Annotated in this window: 6 protein-coding genes (1 of these 6 only partly in view); all 6 read left to right on the forward strand. The window is 65.8% G+C overall.

All coding sequences use genetic code 11. The features are described from left to right. Tightly spaced (each overlapping or abutting the next), the 6 genes in view from RUU78_RS18315 to RUU78_RS18340 form a layout consistent with a single transcriptional unit that may run on beyond the window. Positions 1-3,903, forward strand: a complete 3,903-nt coding sequence (locus RUU78_RS18315) for a cyclic peptide export ABC transporter (protein WP_313918930.1) — start codon at positions 1-3, stop codon at positions 3,901-3,903. Next, on the forward strand, positions 3,900-5,264 hold the full coding sequence (locus tag RUU78_RS18320; protein WP_313918932.1) for a hypothetical protein: 1,365 nt from the start codon (positions 3,900-3,902) through the stop codon (positions 5,262-5,264). The genes RUU78_RS18315 and RUU78_RS18320 overlap by 4 nt, the downstream gene beginning before the upstream one ends. Next, positions 5,257-10,311 (forward strand): non-ribosomal peptide synthetase, encoded by a 5,055-nt coding sequence (locus RUU78_RS18325; RefSeq protein ID WP_313918934.1) that lies wholly within the window; start codon positions 5,257-5,259, stop codon positions 10,309-10,311. The genes RUU78_RS18320 and RUU78_RS18325 overlap by 8 nt, the downstream gene beginning before the upstream one ends. Continuing rightward, positions 10,308-16,838: a non-ribosomal peptide synthetase gene (locus RUU78_RS18330; RefSeq protein ID WP_313918935.1), complete on the forward strand. Its 6,531-nt coding sequence runs from the start codon at positions 10,308-10,310 to the stop codon at positions 16,836-16,838. The genes RUU78_RS18325 and RUU78_RS18330 overlap by 4 nt, the downstream gene beginning before the upstream one ends. Continuing rightward, positions 16,838-21,478: a non-ribosomal peptide synthetase gene (locus RUU78_RS18335; protein ID WP_313918936.1), complete on the forward strand. Its 4,641-nt coding sequence runs from the start codon at positions 16,838-16,840 to the stop codon at positions 21,476-21,478. The genes RUU78_RS18330 and RUU78_RS18335 overlap by 1 nt, the downstream gene beginning before the upstream one ends. Next, on the forward strand, positions 21,478-21,947 hold the 5' portion of the coding sequence (locus tag RUU78_RS18340) for a TauD/TfdA family dioxygenase (protein WP_313918938.1). 466 nt of this gene lie beyond the right edge of the window; 470 of the gene's 936 nt are visible here — the first part of the coding sequence; it begins with the start codon at positions 21,478-21,480; its stop codon lies off the right edge, out of view. Before RUU78_RS18335 ends, RUU78_RS18340 begins: the two co-directional genes overlap by 1 nt.

The raw sequence follows: 21,947 nt of genomic DNA on the forward strand, positions 1-21,947 counted from the left end.
GTGCGCGCAAGCAGTGCCCACTGGCTCGCGCTGCGCGACATGTTGCCGACGATGATCGTCGCCTCACTGCTCAGCGCGGTCGCGGCGGCCGTCGGCATCTATGTCATTGCCGAGATTGGCCGCTCCATCACTGCGTCCGCGCCGCGGCTGGGGTTCTGGGCGGCCGCGTTGCTGCTGTTGGTGCTGCTGGTGCTCAATACCTCGGCACGCTACCTGCTCAGCACGTTGGCGCAGGATGCGACGCTGCGCATCCGCCGTGACCTGATCACGCGTTTCATGGACGCGTCGGTGCGTCGTATCGAGGAAATCGGTCCGCCGCGCGTGTATTCGGCATTGACGGTCGATGCCTTCCAGGTTGCCCAGGCGCTGGCAAGTGTTCCCATCGCCCTGTTCAGTGCGCTGCTCCTGCTGTGCGGTATCGGCTACGTCGCGTTCCTGTCGTGGAAGCTCGTGTTGTTCGTGCTGGTTGTCACGGGCGCGGGCGTAGCCGTCTCCATCGTCTTCCAGCGTCGTGCAGCACGTATCCTCAATGATGAGCGACACACGCAGGACGGTCTGATCGAGGCATACGAAGCGCTCGCCTACGGCAAGAAGGAATTCATGCTGAGTGAGCGGCGTCGTGCACGCTATCTGCAAGTTGACGTGCAGGGGCTGCTCGAAACCATCCGCCGGGCAGTCGTGCGTTCGGACCTGCACTGGGAAGTCTCCGGGCAGTGGACGGAAATTTTCCTGCTGTTGCTGCTGTTGATGATGGTCAATGCACCGTCGGCGCTGCTGGGGCTCGACCGGGCCATCGTCGCGCAGACACTGCTGGTGACGTTCTATCTGCGGGGGCCAGTCGGTAGCCTGATCAATGTCATGCAGCGTTTCGCCTATGCGCGCGTGGCGCTGCGCCGCCTCGACGAACTGGTTCTCGACGATGACACATGCCGCCAGGAGACCGTGCCGGTTTTCGACAGCATTGCGCTCCGCGGTGTCGGATTCAGCTATCGCGACGAACAGGGCAAGCCGCTGTTTTCAGTGGGGCCGATTGATCTGCTGGTGCGGCGTGGCGAGGTCACTTTCATTACCGGCGGCAACGGCAGCGGGAAATCGACGCTCTGCAAGCTGATCTGCGGGCTCTATGCGCCGGAATCGGGCCAGCTGCTCGTCGATGGAAAACGGGTCGTATCGCCGCACCATCTGCGTGACCGGTTTGCGGCACTGTTCTTCGACTACTTCCCGTTCCCGACGCTGCCGCTGTCTCTTGAGCATCTGACGCCGCCGCGCCGCGCTGCGATTGAGTCGCTGTTGGTGGATTTTGGCCTGGATGGCAAGACGGCACTGGTAGGCAACCGCTGGAGCCAGACGCGTCTGTCGACCGGTCAGCGGCGACGCCTCGCGCTGATTTCGACCCTGGCCGAAGACAAGGACATCTACCTGTTCGATGAGCCGGCGGCCGATCAGGATCCGCATTTCCGCCGCTTTCTGTACACCCAGGTCATTCCGGCGCTCAAGCACGACAACAAGGCGGTCATCGTCGTCAGCCACGACGAAGGATTCTTCGCGACCGCCGATCATCTGTATGTGCTGTCGGATGGGTGCTTCCGCCGCTCGGGCGAAGAAGCGCAGGTCGCAATCGCCGAGGCGGACCGCTGGCGCATTCCGGCAGCGTTGGCCATCGATCCGGCTGTGCGCGTGCAGGCGGGGGCCGTATCGGCCGATTGGTCGGCGCCGCCAACGCCGCATGGGCTCGCGCGACCCGGCAAGGTCGCCATGGCCCTGGCGTCGGCCGTCGTCGCGGCAGTTTTGCTGGTGTCCCGTGTTGTGCCCGAGTCGGTCGACGACACGGCCACACAAGTGGGCGGCGCGGCGCAAAAGTATCTGACGGCGTGGCTCGGCGACCAGGCTCCGCATCCCACCGGCAGTCCACGCAATATCGCGCTCGCCGAGTGGCTGGAGCGCGATCTGCGTCAGGCGGGATTTGCTACAGAAAGCCAGTGGGCTACCGACTGTGACAGGCGCAAGTGCGTTTCACTGCGCAATATCGTCGCCAGCCGCCTGCCGGATCCGACGCTTCCGGCCCTGGTCATCAGCGCGCATTACGACTCGGCGCCGGCCAGTCCCGGCGCCGCCGACAACGGGCTTGGCGTGGCAGCGGTAATGGCCTTTGCGCAGTCAGACTTCATCCGTGACAACACGTCCGGGAATCTGATCCTGCTGCTCACCGACGCCGAGGAGCACGGCGCGCGCGGCGCGAAGGTCTTCATCGACGGGCATGCGCTGTCCAGCCGCGTCGGCTATGTCGTCAACCTGGATTCGCTGGGCGCGGCCGGTCCTCTGGTCGCCTACGATTTTGGCAGCTCGCCGGGAACGACTTTCGACGTCGTGCTGCAATCGTCACCTGGCCTCTCCTACAGCGGTGCTATCGCAGCGCTATATCAGTGGATGCCGAACACCACGGACCTGTCGGTCTTTTCCAGGGCTGGCATTGCGGGCGTGTCGCTGGGGCACGTGGTGAGTGACGGGGGGTATCACCGCCCCGGCGATCGCGTGGAACGACTGACCCAGGCCCAGTTCGACCGTGTCGTCAGCGTGCTGCGCCACGCCGCGCAGACCTGGTGGAACTCGCCGGCGACTACTCCGTCCAGGACGATCATCGGTACGCGTATCGGCCGCTGGGACTTCAGTATTCCAGCGTGGCTTGCGTGGACCCTCGCGGTGCTGGCAATCGGTCTGATCGCTGCGACAGTTCGTCGCTGGCAACCGGGCCAACTGGCCGCACTCGGCCTTCGTGCAGCCTGGGTCCTTGGCGCCGTCCTGGTTGCGCTGTCAGCGGGCGCGGCCGTGGAGTTTTGCGCGAGCCTGGCCGGTGTTGGGGAGGTCGGCACGCGTGCGCTCTGGCCGGTGGTGCCTGCCTTGGTCTTGCTCTGTTTCGGCGGCTTTGGCCCACATACCTCGTATACGGTGCCGGGTGTCGCGATTGCGCTGTGCGTGTGTGCTGGGCTGCTGTTGTGGATTGCACCGGGCCTGGCATTGCCATTCGTAGCCGCAGCGGTGGCCTTTGCGGCCGCCTGGTGCTTGCGGCCGCAGTATCCGCTGCTGGCGCCGGTAGTGGCATTCGTCGCGAGCTGGCTGTTGCTGCACGATGCCATCGCGTTGGCGAGTGGCGTCTCGCGCCTGCCGGCTCCGGGTCTGGGCGCCGCATTATGGATTTTGATCTGGCTGCCGTGGGTCGGGCTGGCGGGTCTGGTTTCACCGCTGGTCAGACGCTTTGCACTCGCCCTGGCCCTGATCCTCGCGGTAGCCATACAACTTTCGTCCGTGAGGCAGCTGGACGTCGACGGAACACGTGCGTTCAATAGCGATCGCATTCTGCGCCACGACATCCAGAAGGCTTTCGTAACACTGCGTGGCGATGACCTGCCGATTCCGGCCGGATTCGAAAGGCGGGCCGCAGCGCTGTTTCCCTGGGCGGCCGAAGCACCGCAGATCGTTCGTGGCGAGGCGTGTTGCGCAGCGGCGCAGCCGCTGGGCCAGGTCGACATCAGCGGCAGGACGATGCGGCTTACGCTGGACGCGCACACCGGAACCCATTCCGTGACCGTCGCCGTACCGGTCCTGGCCCAACTTCGTGCCATCGTGCTCGACGATGGCCAGCGTCTGGACGCTGGCGCATTGCTGAAGGCTGGCGCCTATCAGCTGTTCGTGCTCCGCGACGGTCTCGATATGCGTCGCGCCATGACGCTCGAATTCGCTGGTGCCGCCGCTCTGCCGGAAGACGTGTTTGTCACCGTCGAGTCACTGACCGACGACCCAGCGTCTCGACCGCGCGGTTTCGTTTCGTCCCATTTGCCTGATCGTGTACTGCTCGTCGACTCGGTCGCGACGGGTTTCCGCCGATCGACAGGAACTTCGCCATGACCATTGCTTTCGACAGCCACCGCGAACTGTCGCGCGAGTCGGAGGATTTCGCGCGTTTCCTGCGTGAGCAGCCGTTCACCCCAGGTCCGCTGGTGCCCGGTCGAACCATGCCGCATCTGCATGACTGGAAGGTGGATCAGCCGGTCCCCCTGCTGGTCGGCACGCCCTTTCTGGACCGCCTGGAAGAGGCCACGCGCATTGCCGGCCGCCTGATCATCGAGATGCCGCTGCGCCTGGTGCGTGCGTCGCCGGAGCTGGCGGTGAAGTTCTGGGGACTGACCGATGTCGCGACGGCCATGAAAGTGCTGGACGTGCCGGCGCGCTATGAGGACGAGGTCTATCGCCTGGATCTCATGTACGGCGACGACGGTTTCAAGGTGCTGGAGGCGAACATGGGCGCCGGTGCCAGCGGTTTCTATGCACAGGCATGGCTGCCGATCTACCTCAACACGCCAGTGACGGCAGAATTCATCCAGCGCAATGGCTTGACGCTGCGCTGCAAGGACACCGTGCGTTACCTGTTCGATCATGTCGCGCGTATCTGTCTGCGCCAGCACGAAGTGGCTGGCGGCGGCCGTGCGGGCCTGGCCATGCTGGTCAATCGGCAGTATCGGGAGTTTGCCGATACTTATGTCGCTCGCTGGTTTGCCGAAGCGGCGCAGGCACTGGGCATCGACGGCGTGACCTGCACGATTGTGGACGAGTCCGAACTGAGCTACGAACCAGACGGCGTGAGCTGCAACGGTGTGCCGATACACGTACTCGTCCGCAATGATGGACATGGCGTGTCGCAGAAGGCGTTCGCGGCCTGTGCCGCTGGACACTTGGTCGCTTTCGACGGACCGACCAGCTTCTTCTCGGGCGACAAACGCGCCTTCGCGCTGCTGACATCCCTGCGTGACGATGCCTGGTTCACCGCTGACGAGATCGTCGCGGCCGATGCGTTGGTTCCCTGGACCAGTCTGATGCTTCCGGGCCCTGTTCGCTTCGAAGGGCAGGAGCACGATCTGCGCGAACTCGCGCTGCGCGAGCGCGAGCGCTTCGTGCTCAAGCCGGCACGTGACTACGGCGGCCGTGGCGTGGTGCTGGGACGCTATTCGGATGCCGCCAGCTGGCAGGCGCATATCGACGCGACCCTGGGTGATCACAAATGGCTGTTGCAGCAATGTGCATCGTCAAAGCCCTATGTGTTCCACCATCCGCAGACCGGCTTTTCCGAGCACGACGTCGTGTGGGGCGCGTTCATCGTCGGCGGAACGCCCGCCGGCGGCACAGTGCGCATGAAGCCACGCGCGCTCACGGACGGTGTGATCAATGTGGGCCGTGCCGGACAAGAAGGGTTGATCTGCTTGCATGACTGAGGTCACCGCTGCGGCGGCATCGCTTGGCGCCACCCTCATCGATCGCCTGCGCGAGCACGTGCGGCGCTCCCCGGACGGCCCTGCGTTCACGTTTCTGCGCGACGGTCTGGAAGTGGATGCCGTGCTCTCCTGGCGCAACCTGTGGGATTGCAGCGCAGCGTTGGCGCGCCTCTTGCGTGCGCAGGGTTTCGCCGATACCAACGTGCTTCTTGCGTTCCCGGCAGGACTGGAGTTCATCGTCGCGTTCGTCGGCTGTCTCATGGCCGGAGCGGTCGCCGTGCCGATGCCGGTGCCGCGCAAGCCGGCACAGTGGCAGCGGCTCGCCGCCATGCAGACCAGCGGGCGACTTGATGCGGTACTTGTGGCCGGCCGCGACCGCGCCGCTTTTTTGCACTCGCCGCTGGCGGAGTTGCCGCTGTTCGACGTAGACCTGATCCTGCCCGCGCAAGATGACACCCAGATCGACTGGCCATTGCCGGGCGCCGATGCGCTGGCGTTCCTCCAGTACACGTCGGGCTCTACGGCCCAACCGCGCGGCGTGCGGGTCAGCCACGCGAATATCCTGGCCAACCAGCGCCGGATAACGGCAGCCTTCGCCACGCATGCGCACAGTGTCGGCGTGAGTTGGCTGCCGATGTTCCATGACATGGGCCTGATCGGCACGGTGCTCAATCCGATCTACGCCGGCTTCCACATGGCCTTGCTGGCCCCGGCGGCGTTTCTGCGCCAGCCGGAATGCTGGCTGAGAGCGATAGCACGATTCCGCGCGACGGTCAGTGGGGCGCCCAGCTTTGCGTATCGGCTGTGCGTGGAACGATTCGATCGATGCAGTGAATTGGATTTATCCACATGGTCTGTCGCCTTCTGCGGCGCCGAACGCATCGACGCCAGTGTCGCGCAGGCGTTCGTCGAGCGATTTGCGGACAATGGCCTGTCAGCCGAAGCATTCGTTCCCTGCTACGGTCTGGCCGAAGCAACACTGTTCGTCAGCGGGGGCCCGCCGCGCCGCAGGTTTACGCTGGAATCGGTCGATACTGACGCGCTCGCGCAGGGCCGTGCGCAAAAAGTGGAAGCGGGGCAGGGGACTGCTCTCGTCGGATGCGGCCATGTCGTCGGCGACGATGCTGTCGCCATTGTGGAGGCCGCGAGCGGTGTGCCGCTGGGCGCGCGCCGGGTTGGCGAGATATGGGTACGCGGCCCTTCCGTCGCCGCCGGCTACGTCGGACAGCCTGCCGGCGATACCGGCTTCGGACGGACCACCGCCGATGGCCGCGGCGATTGGTTGGCGACGGGCGACCTGGGCTACCTCGACGAGCACGGCGAACTGTTCGTCTGCGGCCGGCGCAAGGAACTCGTGATCGTGCGCGGCCGCAATTTCTATCCACACGATATTGAACAGCTGAGTTGCCTGGCTGTCCCGGCACTGGAACCGACGGCGTGCGCCGCCGTCGCTGCCCATCGCGACGGCCAGGAATGCATCGGGCTCGTCGCCGAATGGAAGCGCGGCGCAGAGCGGGACGAGGTCCAGGCGACGCAGGCGATTCGCGCGGCAATCGGCGCGGCTTTCGACGTCGCGGTGCCCATTGTGCGGCTGGTCCGACCCGGTAGCCTGCCGCGCACCACCAGCGGCAAGCTGCAGCGGGGACAGATTGCCGTTGAGTGGACAGGCGATAACGTGCGGCACTTGCCCGCCCGGCAGCGCCAGATGCCGCAAACGTCGTCGGAAAACGCACTGGCCGCCGCCATCGAAGCGCAGGGCGTGCCTCATGAGATAGTGGATTTTGCGGCATCTGCTGCAGAATGTGGATTGGATTCGCTGGGCGTCCATCGCGTGCAGTCCTGGCTGCTGGAGCGGCGCGGGCTGTGCCTGGATGCGGCAGTGCTCATCAGTGCGGCCACGTTGGCGGAGGCGGCGGCCAATGTGATGCCGTTCGAGGCCGCCGCTGATGCGCGCGTCACGCCGTTCGTCGCCTGCGCGATGTCTGCCAATCAGCGCGCGCTGTGGCTCGATCACCTGCAACGGCCGCAATCGGCCGAGTCGACTCTGTGCCTTCCACTGCAATGGGCGGGCTCGCTTTCCTGCGAACGGATCGAGCAGGCGTTTGCAGCCTTCCTCAAGGCCCATCCCTTGCTTCGGATGACGATACCTGCCGCAACCGGCCGCCCCGAGTGGCAGCTGCCGCCGCAACCGGCGCCGGCGTTTTTCGTTCACACCGGTGTTGATGCCTGCTCGCTGATATCGAGTCTGGCCAATGCGGCGCTGGACCCGTCCGCTGATGCGCTGTTCCGGCTGCACTATCTTGCCGACGACGGCGGCGACCATGTAATCGTGCAGGCGCACCACCTGGTCGCCGATGCGACGTCGCTGATCCATGCGGTGCGCGAACTGATGCTGCGCTATGCAGCACGTGATGTGCCGGCCAGCGCATCGTTCGCCAACTATGAAACCTGGCAAAGCGATCGGCTGGCATCGCACGAGGGCGAGAAGGCGCAGCGCTACTGGCGCGACCGCCTCGCCGACTTTCCGGCGCGCGTGGAATGGCCCGGTGCCGCGCATCCGGCCGCCGCTGCGGGAACTGCGCGGCGCCTGGCGCCGTCGGTGCACGGGGTAGCGGCGATCCGCCGGCTGGCGCATCGCTTGCGCCACGCCGATGCGGCGCTGGCCGTCCTCGTTGCGGCGGTGGGTGCAGTTGTGTGCCGCTGGACGGGTCAGCCGCGTGTGGCGATCTGCGTGCCGTTGGCGGGCCGTCCTGCGCGTTTTGCCGGCACCCAGGGGTATTGCGTCGAACCGGTACCCGTCATTGTCGACGTGTCGCGCTGCGTGTCGTTCGACGTGCTCGTCGCCGACGTGCGCGCCCAATGCGCCAGCGCGCTGGTGCACAGTTACGCTGCCGCGTCGCCGCGGATTTCCGCTGCGGCAGATCCGCTGCAGATCCTGGTCAATTTCCTGCCGTCGCTGCCCACTGGAATCGTCAGTCTCGGACGCGATACCTACCAGATGCAGCCCTGGACCGTCAGGGTCCGTGAACCCGCGTTCGCCCAGCGCCGCCACCATTACGCGGTCACCATGATGACATCCGGTGACAGCCTGACGATGGCGGTTGACTACCGCGCAGACGTCATGTCTGAAGCGATAGCGCGGGCGATGACCGACAGCCTCTGCGAACTGTTGGCCAATCCGTCCGCCGATGCCGCCGATGTTCGCGACGACGTGGTCGTTCCCGAGCAGATGTGGAGCGTGCAGCGGCCGGGTCCGCCCGTTGCCGCGCGGGACGGCGTCGGCTGGATAGGGGCGCTGTGGCGGCAGGTCGAACGGCAGCCCACGGCGACGGCACTCGTCTGCGATGGCGTGAGCATCGACTACGCGACGCTCTACGGCTGGGCGATGTCGATTGCCACCCAGTTGAAACGCTGCGGCGTCAGGCGCGAACAGCGCGTCGGCGTGATGATGCGACGTTCGCCGGCGCTGGTGGCAGGACTGCTCGCGGTGCTGCTGGCCGACGCGGCCTACGTCCCGATCGATCCGTCCTACCCGGCGGAGTACATCGCGCAAGTCGTCGCCGACGCGCGGCCCGTGCTGGTCCTGACCGATGCCGATACGGAGCTGCCACAGGTCTTGCGGTCATTGCCGAGCTGCGCCATTGACGCAGACGCGGCAGTATCGCCAGCCCTGGTTGCACCTGGGCCTGTTGCGGCAGAGCAGGTCGCGTATGTCATCTATACCTCGGGTTCCACCGGGGTTCCCAAGGGTGTGTGCATCCGGCACGGCGCAGTCGAGGCACTGCTGCAATGGGCGCGCGAGTTCTATGCGCCGCACCTGTGGCAAGGTCTGGCCGCCACCACGTCGATTTGTTTTGATTTATCCATCTTTGAAATTTTCGGCACACTGTTCTGTGGCGGCAGCCTGCACCTGCACGTGAACGCGTTGACTATCGCGTCGGATGCGTCGCACCTGCGGTTCATCAATACAGTGCCTTCGGCTCTGCGCGAGCTACTGCTGTCCGGAAACCTGCCTGCCAGCGTTGAAGTGGTGAACGTGGCCGGAGAGCCGCTCCCGGAGCAGCTGGCACCGATGCTGCGCGCCTCGCATCCCACCACGCAGTTGTTCAACCTCTACGGCCCCACGGAAGATACGACGTATTCGACCGTTGCCCGCATCGACGGCGCTGCCGGCGCGCCGACCATCGGCCATGTACTCCCCGGCAGCGAAGCCTGGATTCTGGATACCTCGCTGCGCCCGGTTCCCGTCGGCGGCAGCGGTGAGTTGTACCTTGCGGGCTGCGGACTGGCACGCGGCTATCTCGCGGCGCCCGCCCGCACCGCGGAGCGATTCCTGCCGCATCCGTTCGCCAGGCAAAGCGGCGAGCGGCTCTATCGCACTGGTGATCTTGCGCGCCTGCTGCCCGACGGACGCCTCGACCTGCGTGGCCGCAACGACCAGCAGATCAAGCTGCGTGGTTTCCGCATCGAGCTCGGCGAGATCGTCAGCGCGCTGCAGCGTCTGGCGGGGGTGGAGGCAGCCGCTGTCATCCACCACCTCGGCGATGGCGGCAGCACTGCGCATATTGCCGCATTTGTACAGTCGCAAGTCGTCTGCGGGTCTGACTTGCGGCGCCAGCTGGCGCTGTCGCTGCCCGGCCACATGGTGCCGCAGACGATCACGGTCCTTGCGCTTTTGCCGCTGGGTCCCAACGGCAAGGTCGACCGGAATGCACTGGCCGCCCTGCAGGTGCACGGCCCTAAGCCGGCGGCGGACGATACGCTGTCGCCTACCGAGCGGCTGGTTGCCGGGCTATGGGAACAACTGCTTGGTCATCGTGATTTCGATACGGCGTCCGAATTCTTCGCCGTCGGCGGCCATTCGCTGCTTGTGCTGGAGCTTGCGCGCGCTATCGGCCGGGAATGCGGCGTGCAGCTGGACATCGCGCGTCTGTTCAGCGCAAGGACGCTGGCCGCGCAGGCGGGAGCGATCGATCGGTTTCTCGCCGTAGAGCGGTTGAGAGGCAAGGCCACGGACGTGGCCCCGCAAGGAATGCTTGAGCTATGACTTTGGATGAACTGCTGCACGCACTTGCCGAACGCAACCTGCGGCTGGATCATGGCAATGGTCGGCTGCGCGTGCTGGGCGACACCGCTTGCATTGATGCGCCCTTGCGTGAAGCGCTGCTCGCGCACAAACCAGAGCTTATCGCGATGCTCGGCGTGCGTGCGCCGGCCCCGGACGAAGACGAGGCGCGTCCGGTCTACGCTCCGCTCACGCCCAATCAGGCGGGCATCTTGCGCAGTGAACTGGCGACGCCGGGATCTACGGCCTATCACATGCCTTTAGCCGTGCGTTTGCGCGGCGAACTGCGCATCGCGGCGCTGCGTGAATCGATAGCGGATCTGATAAGGCGCCACGAAACGCTGCGCACGTGTTACGGCATGCGCGATGACCAGTTTGCGCAGTGGGAACGGCAAGGTGACTGCGCAGTACTGGCGATCGAAGTGATCGGATCAGCGGATGCACAAGCAATCGACCAGGCCATCGCGCGCGTCGTTGCCGAGCCTTTCAACCTGCAAGCCGGCGATGTTTTCCACGCGCGGCTGCTGCGCAGTGCACCGGACGATCATGTGCTGGTCTGCGTCGTCCACCACATTGCTGCGGACGGATGGTCGGCGCAGATCCTCAAGCGCGACCTGGCGAGCGCTTACGGCGCGCGCCTGGCGCACGGCATGCCTGCGTCACCGCCCGTATCGCGATTCATCGATGTGGCACTGCGGGTCGAGCGGCAACGCCAGCACCACGAAACCGCCGACGCGGCTTTCTGGGCGCGCTATTTCGACGGGTTCACGCCTGTACCGATCGCTTACGCGCCAGATCCGGGCGTAGCTGTTGTTCACGAGTCCCTATTTGATCTGACGGCGACGCTCGAAGCCGCCGTCAGCACCTGTGCGGGCGGTTTGGGGGTCAGCGTCTACCAGTTGATGCTGGCAGCATTGGGCTGCGTGCTTTTTCGTTTCAACGCTCAGGGCGACAGCATCATCTGCCGCCCCCAGAACAATCGCGTGCAGGTTGGCGACGAGGCCATGGTCGGCCTGTTTCTGGACGCTCTGCCGCTGCGCGTGCGTACTGCCGATGTGCCGGATTTTGCGCAGCTGTGCCGACGCGTGGCCGACGACGTCGTCGCCACTTCCACGCATGCCGGCTTTTCCCTCGCGCAGATCCTTGACGCAGCCCCGTTCCCGGCCCAGGGAACGGTGCATCCGCTGCAGCAGGTTGCGCTGAACTTCATCGATTTTGCCCAGGAACCTTTGCTCCTGCCAGGGCTCGCGGTCAGCGATATACCCGTCGGGCCGCTCGATGCGAAATATGCACTGAATGTTTACATTGAGCGCGAACCGGCCGGGCTTGCGATCCGCTATCACGCGCGCAGCGATCGTTTCAGCAGGCCGGCCGTGGCCTGCGTGCATGCCAATTTCCTGGCCGTGCTCGGCGCCGCCTGCGCGGATCCTTTCCGCTCCATCGCCACCCTGGCGCTGCCTCCTGCCGAGCCGTTGGCCGGCCTGCCGGCAAGTGCAGTGCCGGCTTGCATACCCGAGCTGTTCCGCGCGGTTGCGGCACGCCAGCCTGCGGCCACGGCGCTGCTCGCGGCGGACGGCCCGGTCAGCTACGCCGAACTGCAAGCCAGGGTCGACGCGCTCGCCGCACAGTTGCTGGCGCTGCGCGCTGCGCCGTCTGCCATCGTCGCCATTCTCGCGCGACGTGACCAGCATCTGCCGGCGGTGATGCTGGCCTGTCTGCAAAGTGGCCTTGTTTACACGGTAGTCGATGCCGAGGAGGCCTCGGGTCGCGGGTTCCGGCGCGTTGCAGACCTGCCGCTCGCTGCCTGGATCTGCACGGAGCAGTCGCTGTGCAGCCAGCTGCCGGAGGCTTCGACGATTCCCTGCCTCGTGGCAGGTACAACGTCGAATGCGCCGGCTTGCGCATGGCCGCCGTTGCAGCATGACCAGCCCGCCTGTCTGACCTTCACCTCGGGAAGCAGTGGGCGTCCGCGCGGCGTGCTCGGTCGACACGCGTCGCTGACCTCGCATCTGCCGCACCTCGCGGCGCGATTCGGCATCGACGCAGCCGACCGTTTCGCGATGCTCGGTGGCCTTATGTCCGATCCGCTACAGCGCGATGTCTTTACGCCGCTGTGCATCGGCGCCTGCCTCGTGATTCCCGGCGACGCGGTGCTGGCACCGGGGCGTCTTGGCCCCTGGCTGGCTGCGCAGGAAGTCACCATTGTCAATCTGACGCCAGGCATGTCGCGCTTTGCGGCAACGGACAATCCATCCGGACTGTCGATACCGACGCTGCGCTGGGCATTCCTGTGCGGCGACCTGCTGCGCTGGAGCGACGTCACAACGTTGCGAGCGCTGGCACCGCGCTGCGGCGTCGTCAACCTGTACGGCATGACCGAATCCCAGCGGGCGCTGAGCGAGTACGTGTGCGTCGAAGCTGGCGCGCCCTGGACCGTGCGAAGCGAAGGCGTCGTTCCGCTCGGAACATCCGGCGCCGGTACGGCGGTAGTGGTGCGCAATGCCGGCGGCGAGCGTAGCGGGTATGCGGAAGCGGGCGAGATTTTTATCGAAAGCAAGGATCTGGCCTTGGGCTACCTGGGTGCGGCAGCATCGTCGGCGGCGCGCTTCCTGCCCGCAGAGGACGGGCGGCGCGCAGTCCGCAGCGGTGATCGCGGGCGGTATCTGCCCGACGGCAGCATCGAGTATCTCGGTCGCGCGGATCAGCAGGTCAATATCGGTGCTATGCGGTTTGCACCGGCCGAGATCGAAGCCTGTGTCGCGCGCTGGCCTGATGTCGCGCAATGCCGTTGCGCGGTTGGTACCAATACGGCCGGCGAAACCGAACTGACCCTGTTCTGGACGGCAACGTTCCTCGCGGGATCCGACACGGTGCTGCAGTCCAGCGAATTGCGCCGCCGCCTGACGCAATCGCTGCCGGCTGCGATGGTTCCGGCGCAGCTCGTGCGTTTGCCGGAAATGCCGCTGAATGCTGCCGGAAAGATTGACGCGAGCCGCCTGGTTCGACCACAGGCAATTGCGGAACCTGCGGGCACGCTGCTACCGCTTGATGCCGCGGTCGCCGCGCTGTGGTCCGATGTACTCGGTGTGGCGGTGAACGATCCGAACCAGACCTTTTTTGCGCTCGGCGGATCGTCCCTGTCGGCGCTACGCCTCTGCGAGCGGATGAGCCATGTCTTCAGCGTCCCGTGCCCGGTGCTGGAACTGTTCGACGACCCGTCGCTTCGCGGTTGCGCCGCACGCCTGCGCAGCCGTGGCGTCGTGACGGAAAACGCGGTGTCGGCCGCGCCGGCGCTGACCGCGCTATCGCCAGTCGATCCCGATGCCGCGTTCGGATTGACCGAAGTGCAGCAGGCGTACTGGATCGGGCGCTCCGCGAGCCTGACCGGCGGCGGGCTCGCGACCGCGGCCTATGTCGAACTGGATATCGCCAGCGAGGCGGCCGATCGCGTGGCATCGGCAGTAGCGACGCTGATTGCGCGCCATCCGATGCTGCGCGCCGTCGTGGAGCCCGACGGCCGGCAGCGGATATTGCCGGCGACGCCGGGCTATTCCGTCGTCGAATGCGATCTGCGCGGCGCCGACGCGGCTGTCTGCGATCAGCACATCGACCACTGGCGCCAGCAGATGTGTTCGCACACCTTCGATCCGGAGTGCTGGCCGCTGTTCAACGTCCGTCTGTCGCGCCGGTCCCAGGGTGCGACGGTACATATTGCGGTCGACATGCTGATTGTCGATTTCTGGAGCGGTCGTATCCTCGCGCAAGAGTTTCGCAGCCTGCTGCTGGGTCAAGCACTGACTGCGCCCTCTGGATTCCATTTTGCGCACTATGTGAAGTTTCTGCGCGAACGCCGCGCCAGCCCGGCCCACCAGGCAGCGCAGGCGTACTGGCATGAACGCGCCGATGACTTGCGCCTGGGGCCGGTACTGCCGGCGGCAGCAGCAGCGCCGCGCTCGCCGCAGTACCGTCGGCGAACGCTGGCACTGGGTCACGAAGCGTGGACGCGGCTGGAGGAACGGGCTCGCGCGCTGGGAGTCACCAAAGCCGCCGTGTTGTTGACGATCTACGCCCAGACGCTGGCGCACTGGGCGGAGGAGCCGCGCTTTTCCATCGTGGTGACGTTGTACGACCGGTCCGAATTGCCACCGGACGCCGCACGTACCGTCGGTGATTTCACGTCGCTGCTGCTGCTGGAGCTGGAACTGCCTGCGGCGAGCTTCGCTGACCGCGTTCGCTACGTGCAGCGCCGTCTTGCGTCTGACCTGCAACACCGTGCCTATGGCGCGGTGTCGCTGCTGCGCGAGATGGGGCGGCGGCGCGGCGGCGGCGCGCCGGTGTTCGTGCCGTTCGTCTTCACCGACACGCTCGATCACGAATCGGCCTCCGACGATGCGGTGCTGCATGAACGATTCCGTCACTCGCAGACGTCGCAGGTATTCATCGATCACACAACCTCGCGTAGCCAGGATGGCGTGCAGCTGCACTGGAACAGCGTCGACGGAGCATTCGCGCCCGGATTGGTGGAAACGATGTTCGATGCCTACTCGGCGCTGGTTGCGCAACTGCTCGAACCAAAGCAGTCCTGGCAGAAGCGCTTCGGAATCGCGCCTGTGGAAACGCCCGCCGTGCCGGCATGGGCGCCGACGCAGCGTATCGAGGCAGCCTTCGTGCGCCGCGCGCTTGCGCAGCCGCAGCGTCTCGCGCTGGTCTGCGGCGACGAGCGCATCAGCTACGGTGACCTTTTGTGGCGCAGCGCCCGCATGGCCCGAGGTCTGCGCGACGCCGCACTCGCGCGCGGAGAACCCGTGGCGATTCTCCTGCCCAAATGCAGCGATCAGATCGTTGCAACAATCGGCGTCCTGCTTGCCGGCGGCACCTATGTACCGGTGGATCCTGGATTGCCGGCCGCGCGAATTGCGTCGATGCTCGAACAAGCGGCGGTGCGCATCGCCGTGACATCGACGAGCGCGCCGCCGCTGCCCGACGGCGTGCAGCACGTACGCGTTGCCGACTTCGCGGATTCCGTGGCACTGCCGCAGACGGCCTTCGCGACGGATGCGTCCGATCCCGCCTACGTCATTTTCACGTCGGGTTCGACCGGCACACCCAAAGGCGTCGTCATGGTGCATTCGGCCGTTTCCAATACGCTGGTTGCGATCAACGACCTTTTCGCCGTCACCCAGGATGATCGCGTGTTCGGTATTTCGGCGCTGGGATTCGACCTGTCCGTCTACGATATCTTCGGCACGCTGGCAGCCGGCGCAACGCTGGTATTGCCGACGCAGGATGAAGTGCAGCGTCCGGGTGTCTGGCCGGCGCTGGTGCGGACGCACGCTGTCAGTGTGTGGAATTCGGTGCCGGCCTTGTATCAGATCCTGATCGAGGGTCTGTGCGACGCATCCGGCGAGGGGACGGCGGCGTTGCGCCTCGTGATGCTGTCGGGCGACTGGATTGCGTTGCCGCTGGCGCAACGCCTGGTCGCGCAACCGGGGGTGCTGGCCGTAAGCCTCGGCGGCGCGACCGAGGCGGCCATCTGGTCGATCTACCATCGCATCGACCAGGTCGATCCACGGTGGCGCAGCATTCCCTATGGCCTGCCGCTGCCGAACCAGACCATCGAGGTCCTGCGCGACGACGGCTCGCCCTGTCCGCCGCTGGTGCTGGGGGAAATCCATATCGGAGGCGCCGGGCTCGCTCGGGAATATTGCGGCGACCCCGCACGGACCGCGCAGAGTTTTGTCGTGTATCCGGGCACCTCGCAGCGGCGCTATCGCACCGGCGATCTCGGACGCATCGATGCGCAAGGGCGCGTGGAACTCGTCGGCCGCCGGGACCACCAGGTAAAGATCGCCGGTCATCGCATCGAACTGGGCGAGATCGAATCCACGCTGCGCCGTTTCGGCGGTTTCGAGTCGGCCGTCGCCGTCGTACGCGGTGAGGGCGGTGCGCGCCATATTTGCGCCTTCGTCGTCGATGAGGCGACGCCGCACGACACGCCACCGCGGCCGTTGCAAGGTGAAGACATCCGCGCACTGCGCGACGTGCTGGCCGAACATCTTCCTGCGTACATGGTGCCGCGCGAAGTCTTCGTGATAGGGGCATTGCCGTTGTCGGCCAACGGCAAGATCGACCGCGGGCGGCTGGTGCTGCTGGCTCCGGGCACACAGGTGCCGCAGCAGGGCGACGGCGGGGCGGCACTGTCCGACGCCAATCCGTTCGTCCGTGAAATTGCGGCAATGTGGAAAGAAGTGCTTCCGGACACGGCGATGCTGACCCCTCGGCTCGGCTTTTTCCTCGGTGGGGGAAGCTCGCTGTCGGCCATGTCGGTGCTCAACCGCATCAATCAGCACTACGGCATCGCGCTCAGCATCGGTGAGTTCTACCGGCATGAACATCTGGCCGATCTGAGCGCGCTCGTAGAGCGCAGGTGGTTGCTCAGATCCGTGCAGAACCCGTCGGATGCAGTCGACGCTTCCGAGGCGATGGCGATGGAGCACGGAGAACTCTGATGGACGTGAATGCGCTACTGAGCGAGTTGGGAAACCGTCGCGTGCGGTTGATCGCCGATGGCGACAAGCTGCGCTACGAAGCGCCGCCGGGGGTGGTCGACGCCAATCTCCTGACCGCGCTCAAGGCCCACAAACCGGCGCTTCTGTCACTGCTTGCCGAGAGCGTCGCTGCAGACGCTCCCGACGTCCTCGCCGTGCGCATCGATCGCCACGCGCCGCGCCCGCTGACCTGGCAGCAGGAAACACTCTGGGTTGCCGAGCGCGCGCAGAACGGCTGCCGCGCGCTGCACCTGCCTCTGCTGGTCCACTTCGATCGCGCGCCCGATGTCGCGCGACTGGAAGCGGCGATGCACCACGTCGTGCAGCGGCACGCGGAATTGCGTTCCGTCTTCGTCGAGTCGGCGTCGGGCTGGATGCGGCAATCGCTGCCCGCAGAGGCGTTTTCGCTGCACTGTGTCCGTCGCGGCGGCGTGCTCACGCGCGATGATGCGGCACTGGCGCAGGCGCTGCGCGCCTTCGTCGATGAGCCATTCGATCTGCTCGTCAAGCCGCCGCTGCGGGCCCGACTGGTGCTGGGAGATGTCGATGCCGTGCTCTGCGTGGTTGTGCATCACACGGCGGCTGACGCGGTGGCTGTCGGTGTCCTGCTCGACGACCTGGCCGCAGCCTACGACGGTAGGGATGACGCCGAACGGGACGATTGCGTCGACTATGCCGATTTCGCGGTCTGGCAGCAGCGCCAACGCACGGCCCCGAAGAATCGGCGCGACGTCGATGCCTACGTCGAATTGCTCGGTGCGATCCCACCGTTGAACACCTTGCCGACCGACCGCACACGCGGAGCGACGCGCAGCCAGCAGTCAGGCCGCGTCATCCGGTACCTGCCCGAAGCGCAGGTGGCCGCGCTCGAGCGTCTTGCGGGCCAATGTGGCGCTACCCTCTTCATGGCCTTGCACGCCGTTTACTGCGCGCTGCTGCGGCGCTACGCGGACGACGACGCCGTCGTGATCGGCGTGCCGTTCGCCAATCGCACGGTGGCCTGCAGCGAGCGGATTGTCGGAACTTTCGTCAATGTACTGCCGCTGCGCGTGGACGTTGTTCACTCCGATACTTTCCGCAGCGTGCTGGACAAGGTGCGGCAGTTCAACCGCGCCGTGCATGAGTATCAGGCCACGCCGTTGGAGTGGCTGATTGAACGGCTTGGCGTCGCGCGCAATGCCAGCCATCATCCGCTGTTCCAGTTGACCTTGGGGCTCCAGCCGGACGCCACCCGGTTGACGCTCGGCAACGCGAGCGGCCGGTTGTGGGAGCTGGATCGCGCTGCATCGCAGTTCGACCTGGGGCTGGACATCACGCGCGGCACCGAGGTGTCGCGCCTGCGCTGGGAGTTCGATGGCGGCCTGTTTGAACGACAGACGGTGGAGCGTCTCGCGGAGCAGTTCGACGCAGTGCTCGCGGCGGTGATCGTGGCGCCGACGCGTGCGCTGGCCGAGGTGTGGGGCACGCGCTCTTCCGATCTGCCCGACGCAGCGGTTGCGAGCGCGGATTGCAGGTCGCTCGGCCTGCGATTCGCCGCCGTTGCTGCGGAACATCCGGCGTTGCCGGCGCTCGTGGTTGGCGATCTTCGCTTGAGTTTTGCGCAACTCGAACAGCGCGCAGCGGTGCTCGCGCGATGGTTGCAAACCAAGGGTGTCGGGCCCGGATGCTTCGTCGGCATTTCCACAACGCCCATCGTGGACAACTATGTCTGCCTGCTGGCGGTGATACTGGCGGGGGCTGCTTACGTGCCGCTGGATCCGGCCATTCCTGCGGATCGGATGGCCAGCATGTTGCACGATGCCGGCCCCAGACTCGTGCTGGCCGACGAAGCACTGCTGTTGGCGCTGCGCAACACGACGATGCCAGTCGTCGCGACCGAAGACGCAGTGCGCGGCGCGCATGTGGCGAGCTACGCTGCTCCGTTTGCCGCAGTGGACATCGCGCCACATCTTCATCCGGCCTACGCAATCTTCACGTCGGGGTCGACGGGACAGCCCAAGGGCGTCGTCGTCAGTCATGCCAGTGTCGCCCGCCTGGCCGCGGCTGAGCCATGGCTGCGTTTCGAGCCGGGCCAGTCGTGTCTGCAATCGGCTACGCTGGCGTTCGACGCGGCGACCTACGAGTTGTGGAGCGCCTGGCTGCAGGGTGCCTGCGTGGTCGTGGCGGATCGCGACCTGCTCTTGTCGCCCGACGCACTCGCCGGGCTGGTGCGAAGCGAGCGGATACAGGCGGCCTTCTTTACCACGGCGCTGTTCAATCGGCTCGCCGTGACTTCTCCCACGCTCTTCGCCGGCATGCGCACTGTCCTGTTCGGCGGTGAAGCGGTGACCAATACCACGGTCGCAGCGGCGCTGCAGGCATGTCCGACGACGCAGTTCGTCCATGTCTACGGACCGACGGAGAACACCACTTTCAGTAGCGGGTATCCGGTACAACTCACGGAGGCGAGCGCAGTGCGTCCCATCCCGATCGGACGCGTCATGCGCTGCGATATCGGCCGAATCCTCGACGTGCATGGCAACCCGGTGCCGATCGGCGCGACCGGCGAGCTCCATCTCGGCGGAGCGGGCCTGGCCCTGGGCTATCTCGGCGGTGGCGCGCGAACCGCGGCCGCCTTCGTGCCAGATTCCGACGGACCGTCCGGTGCGCGTCTGTATCGCACAGGGGACATCGTGCGCCGGCTCGACGGCGAGGTGATGGAGTTCGTCGGCCGGCGCGACGCGCAGGTCAAGGTCAACGGCTATCGCATCGAGCTGGAGGAGATTGCCGCGGCAATGGCGGCATGCGACGAGGTGGCCCAGTGTCACATTGCCGTGCGCGCCGATGCGGCCGGCAACAAATGTATTTGCTGCTATGTGGTGCAAGTGCCAGCAGCGACGTCGGACAGCGCTGTCCTGCGTGCGCAGGCTGCCGCGAAGCTGCCGTCCTATATGCGGCCGCATCACCTGTGGATCGTCGCGGAGCTGCCGCTCAATCGGAACGGCAAGGTCGATGTGAGCCTGCTGCCGGACCCGGCGCAGGCCCCTGTCACTGTTGCCGATACGCGCGCGTGGACGGCGGCGGAGCGCGACATCGCTGTGCTATGGCGTGAGGTGGCCAGTGTGCACGCGGATTCGCCGGACAGCGACTTCTTCGTTGCCGGCGGCGATTCCCTGCGTGCCATGGCGGTCTGGCATGCGATCCAGTCGCGCTGCGGTGTACAGCTGTCGCTGAAAGCCTTCTTCGCGGAGCCGACCGTGGCGGCGACGGCACGCATCGTCCAGTCGCCACTGCCGATGTCGCCGAAAGCGCCAGAAACGCCGCCACCGGCACCCTGTGTGCACGGCGCATGGCCGATGTCGCCGCTACAGCAGGATCTGTTCTACGAAGCGCTGCTCGCGCCAGACAGCAGCGCCTACAACATCAGTCTGATTGCGGACGTCGATGGCCCACTGCAGCGCAATGCGCTCCACGCTGCCTGTCAACGCCTGGCGGAAAAGCATTTGGCGCTGCGTTGCACCTATGCCGAGGAAGACGGCGTTTTCACTCAGCGGCCCGGTGCCGTAGCAGTGCCTGTGACTTTCGACGCAGCGCGCGCCGATAGGACGCGCGATGTGTGGGAACGGCAGGGAACGAGCCGGCCTTTCGACCTCGAAAACGAAAGTCCGTTACGGGTGCGGGTACTCCAATACGGCGACGGGCACATCGTCCAGCTCGTGGTCCACCATATCGCCTGCGACGCGCTGTCGCTGCCGGTGCTCATGGACGATCTGCGGCGAGACTACCTTGCAATCCGCAGTGGCAACGAACTGCCGCCGGTGGTTCCCGACAGCGCGTATTTCGTTTACGCCCAGCTTCAGAGTGCCTTTGCTGAGAGCGACGACTTTGCCGCGTCCCTGGCGGCGTGGCGCGAAGAACTTCACTCCTATGCAAACGTGATGAATCTGGGCACGCCAGATGATTCGTCTGCAGGCGCGTCGCTGGCAGGCGTCGCCGTGAGCTACGCAGCAGATGAGCTCGCGCGTATCGACGAGGTCTGCACGCTACAGGCATGCAGTCGCTTCGAGTGGCTGCTGGCCACATGGTTCCGCGCCTGCGGCGCTGTGCTAGGTGCTGATGATCTGGTCATCACGACGACCTGCAGCGGTCGCACGCGGCCAGAATATGCCGCCACCGTCGGCTATTTCGTGAACATGTTGCCGATCCGCGTCTCGGCGTGCCGTGCAGACCAGCCTTCCGCGACGCTGACGGTGACGCGTGAACGTCTACGTGGCGCGCTGACACGCCAGGACGTCCCTTACAGTCGCGTGCGGCGACTGTTGGCCCGGCAGGGCACCGATGCGGCAGTCGCCATCAATTTCACGTATGTCGGATTTGGCATCGACGCGGGCGACTGGGGCGATCTCACGGTGACGCGGATGCGCGCCCAGTCCGTCGACGCCAAGTGCGCGATCAACCTCCAGCTTGCCGTGGACGGAGACGCACTCTCCGGAACGCTCCAGTTCACCCCGGCGAGAACCAGCCGCGCGCTGGCAACCGTACTGGCTGCGCGCTGGCGCAATGCCTGTCTCGAAAGCCCGCAAGCGGCATCCCCATGCCGGCAGGCAGAGGTGACCGGCTGATGCTTCGACATACCGTCATTACGCGTCCGACGGATGCGCTGCCCGCCTATCTGGCGGAAAACGCGACACGGTTGCGCCAGCAATTGCATCGCAGCGGCGCGCTGCTGTTCCAGTCTGCAGGGTGCGATACGCCCGAAGCGTTCGCGCAGCTCGTGCGTCATTTCGCTCCTTCGCTCATGCAGGAAAATGGCGAGCATGTTGCGCTGGGAACGGCCGACCAGCATGTCTACACGCCGGTATTGCACGCACCGGAACAGAAGCTGATCTGGCACAACGAAAACTCATTCAACGCCGACTGGCCGGACATCATCGCGTTCCGCAGCGTACGTCCTGCCACTCGCGGTGGCGAGACGCTGCTGGCCGACAGTCGCGAGGTCATTGCTGAGCTTGATGCGACATTGGTAGCAGAGTTCCGTGCAAAAGGCGTGTGCTATGTGCGGACCATGGGCCTCGGCGTGGGGTTGGACTG

Source organism: Tahibacter sp. (assembly GCF_032229445.1).
Taxonomy (GTDB): Bacteria; Pseudomonadota; Gammaproteobacteria; order Xanthomonadales; family Rhodanobacteraceae; genus Tahibacter.

Bases quoted from the DNA above. Each gene is read 5' to 3' on its own strand.
- RUU78_RS18325 (WP_313918934.1), top strand. From the start codon at position 5,257: ATGACTGAGGTCACCGCTGCGGCGGCATCGCTTGGCGCCACCCTCATC.
- RUU78_RS18330 (WP_313918935.1), top strand. From the start codon at position 10,308: ATGACTTTGGATGAACTGCTGCACGCACTTGCCGAACGCAACCTGCGG.
- RUU78_RS18335 (WP_313918936.1), top strand. From the start codon at position 16,838: ATGGACGTGAATGCGCTACTGAGCGAGTTGGGAAACCGTCGCGTGCGG.
- RUU78_RS18320 (WP_313918932.1), top strand. From the start codon at position 3,900: ATGACCATTGCTTTCGACAGCCACCGCGAACTGTCGCGCGAGTCGGAG.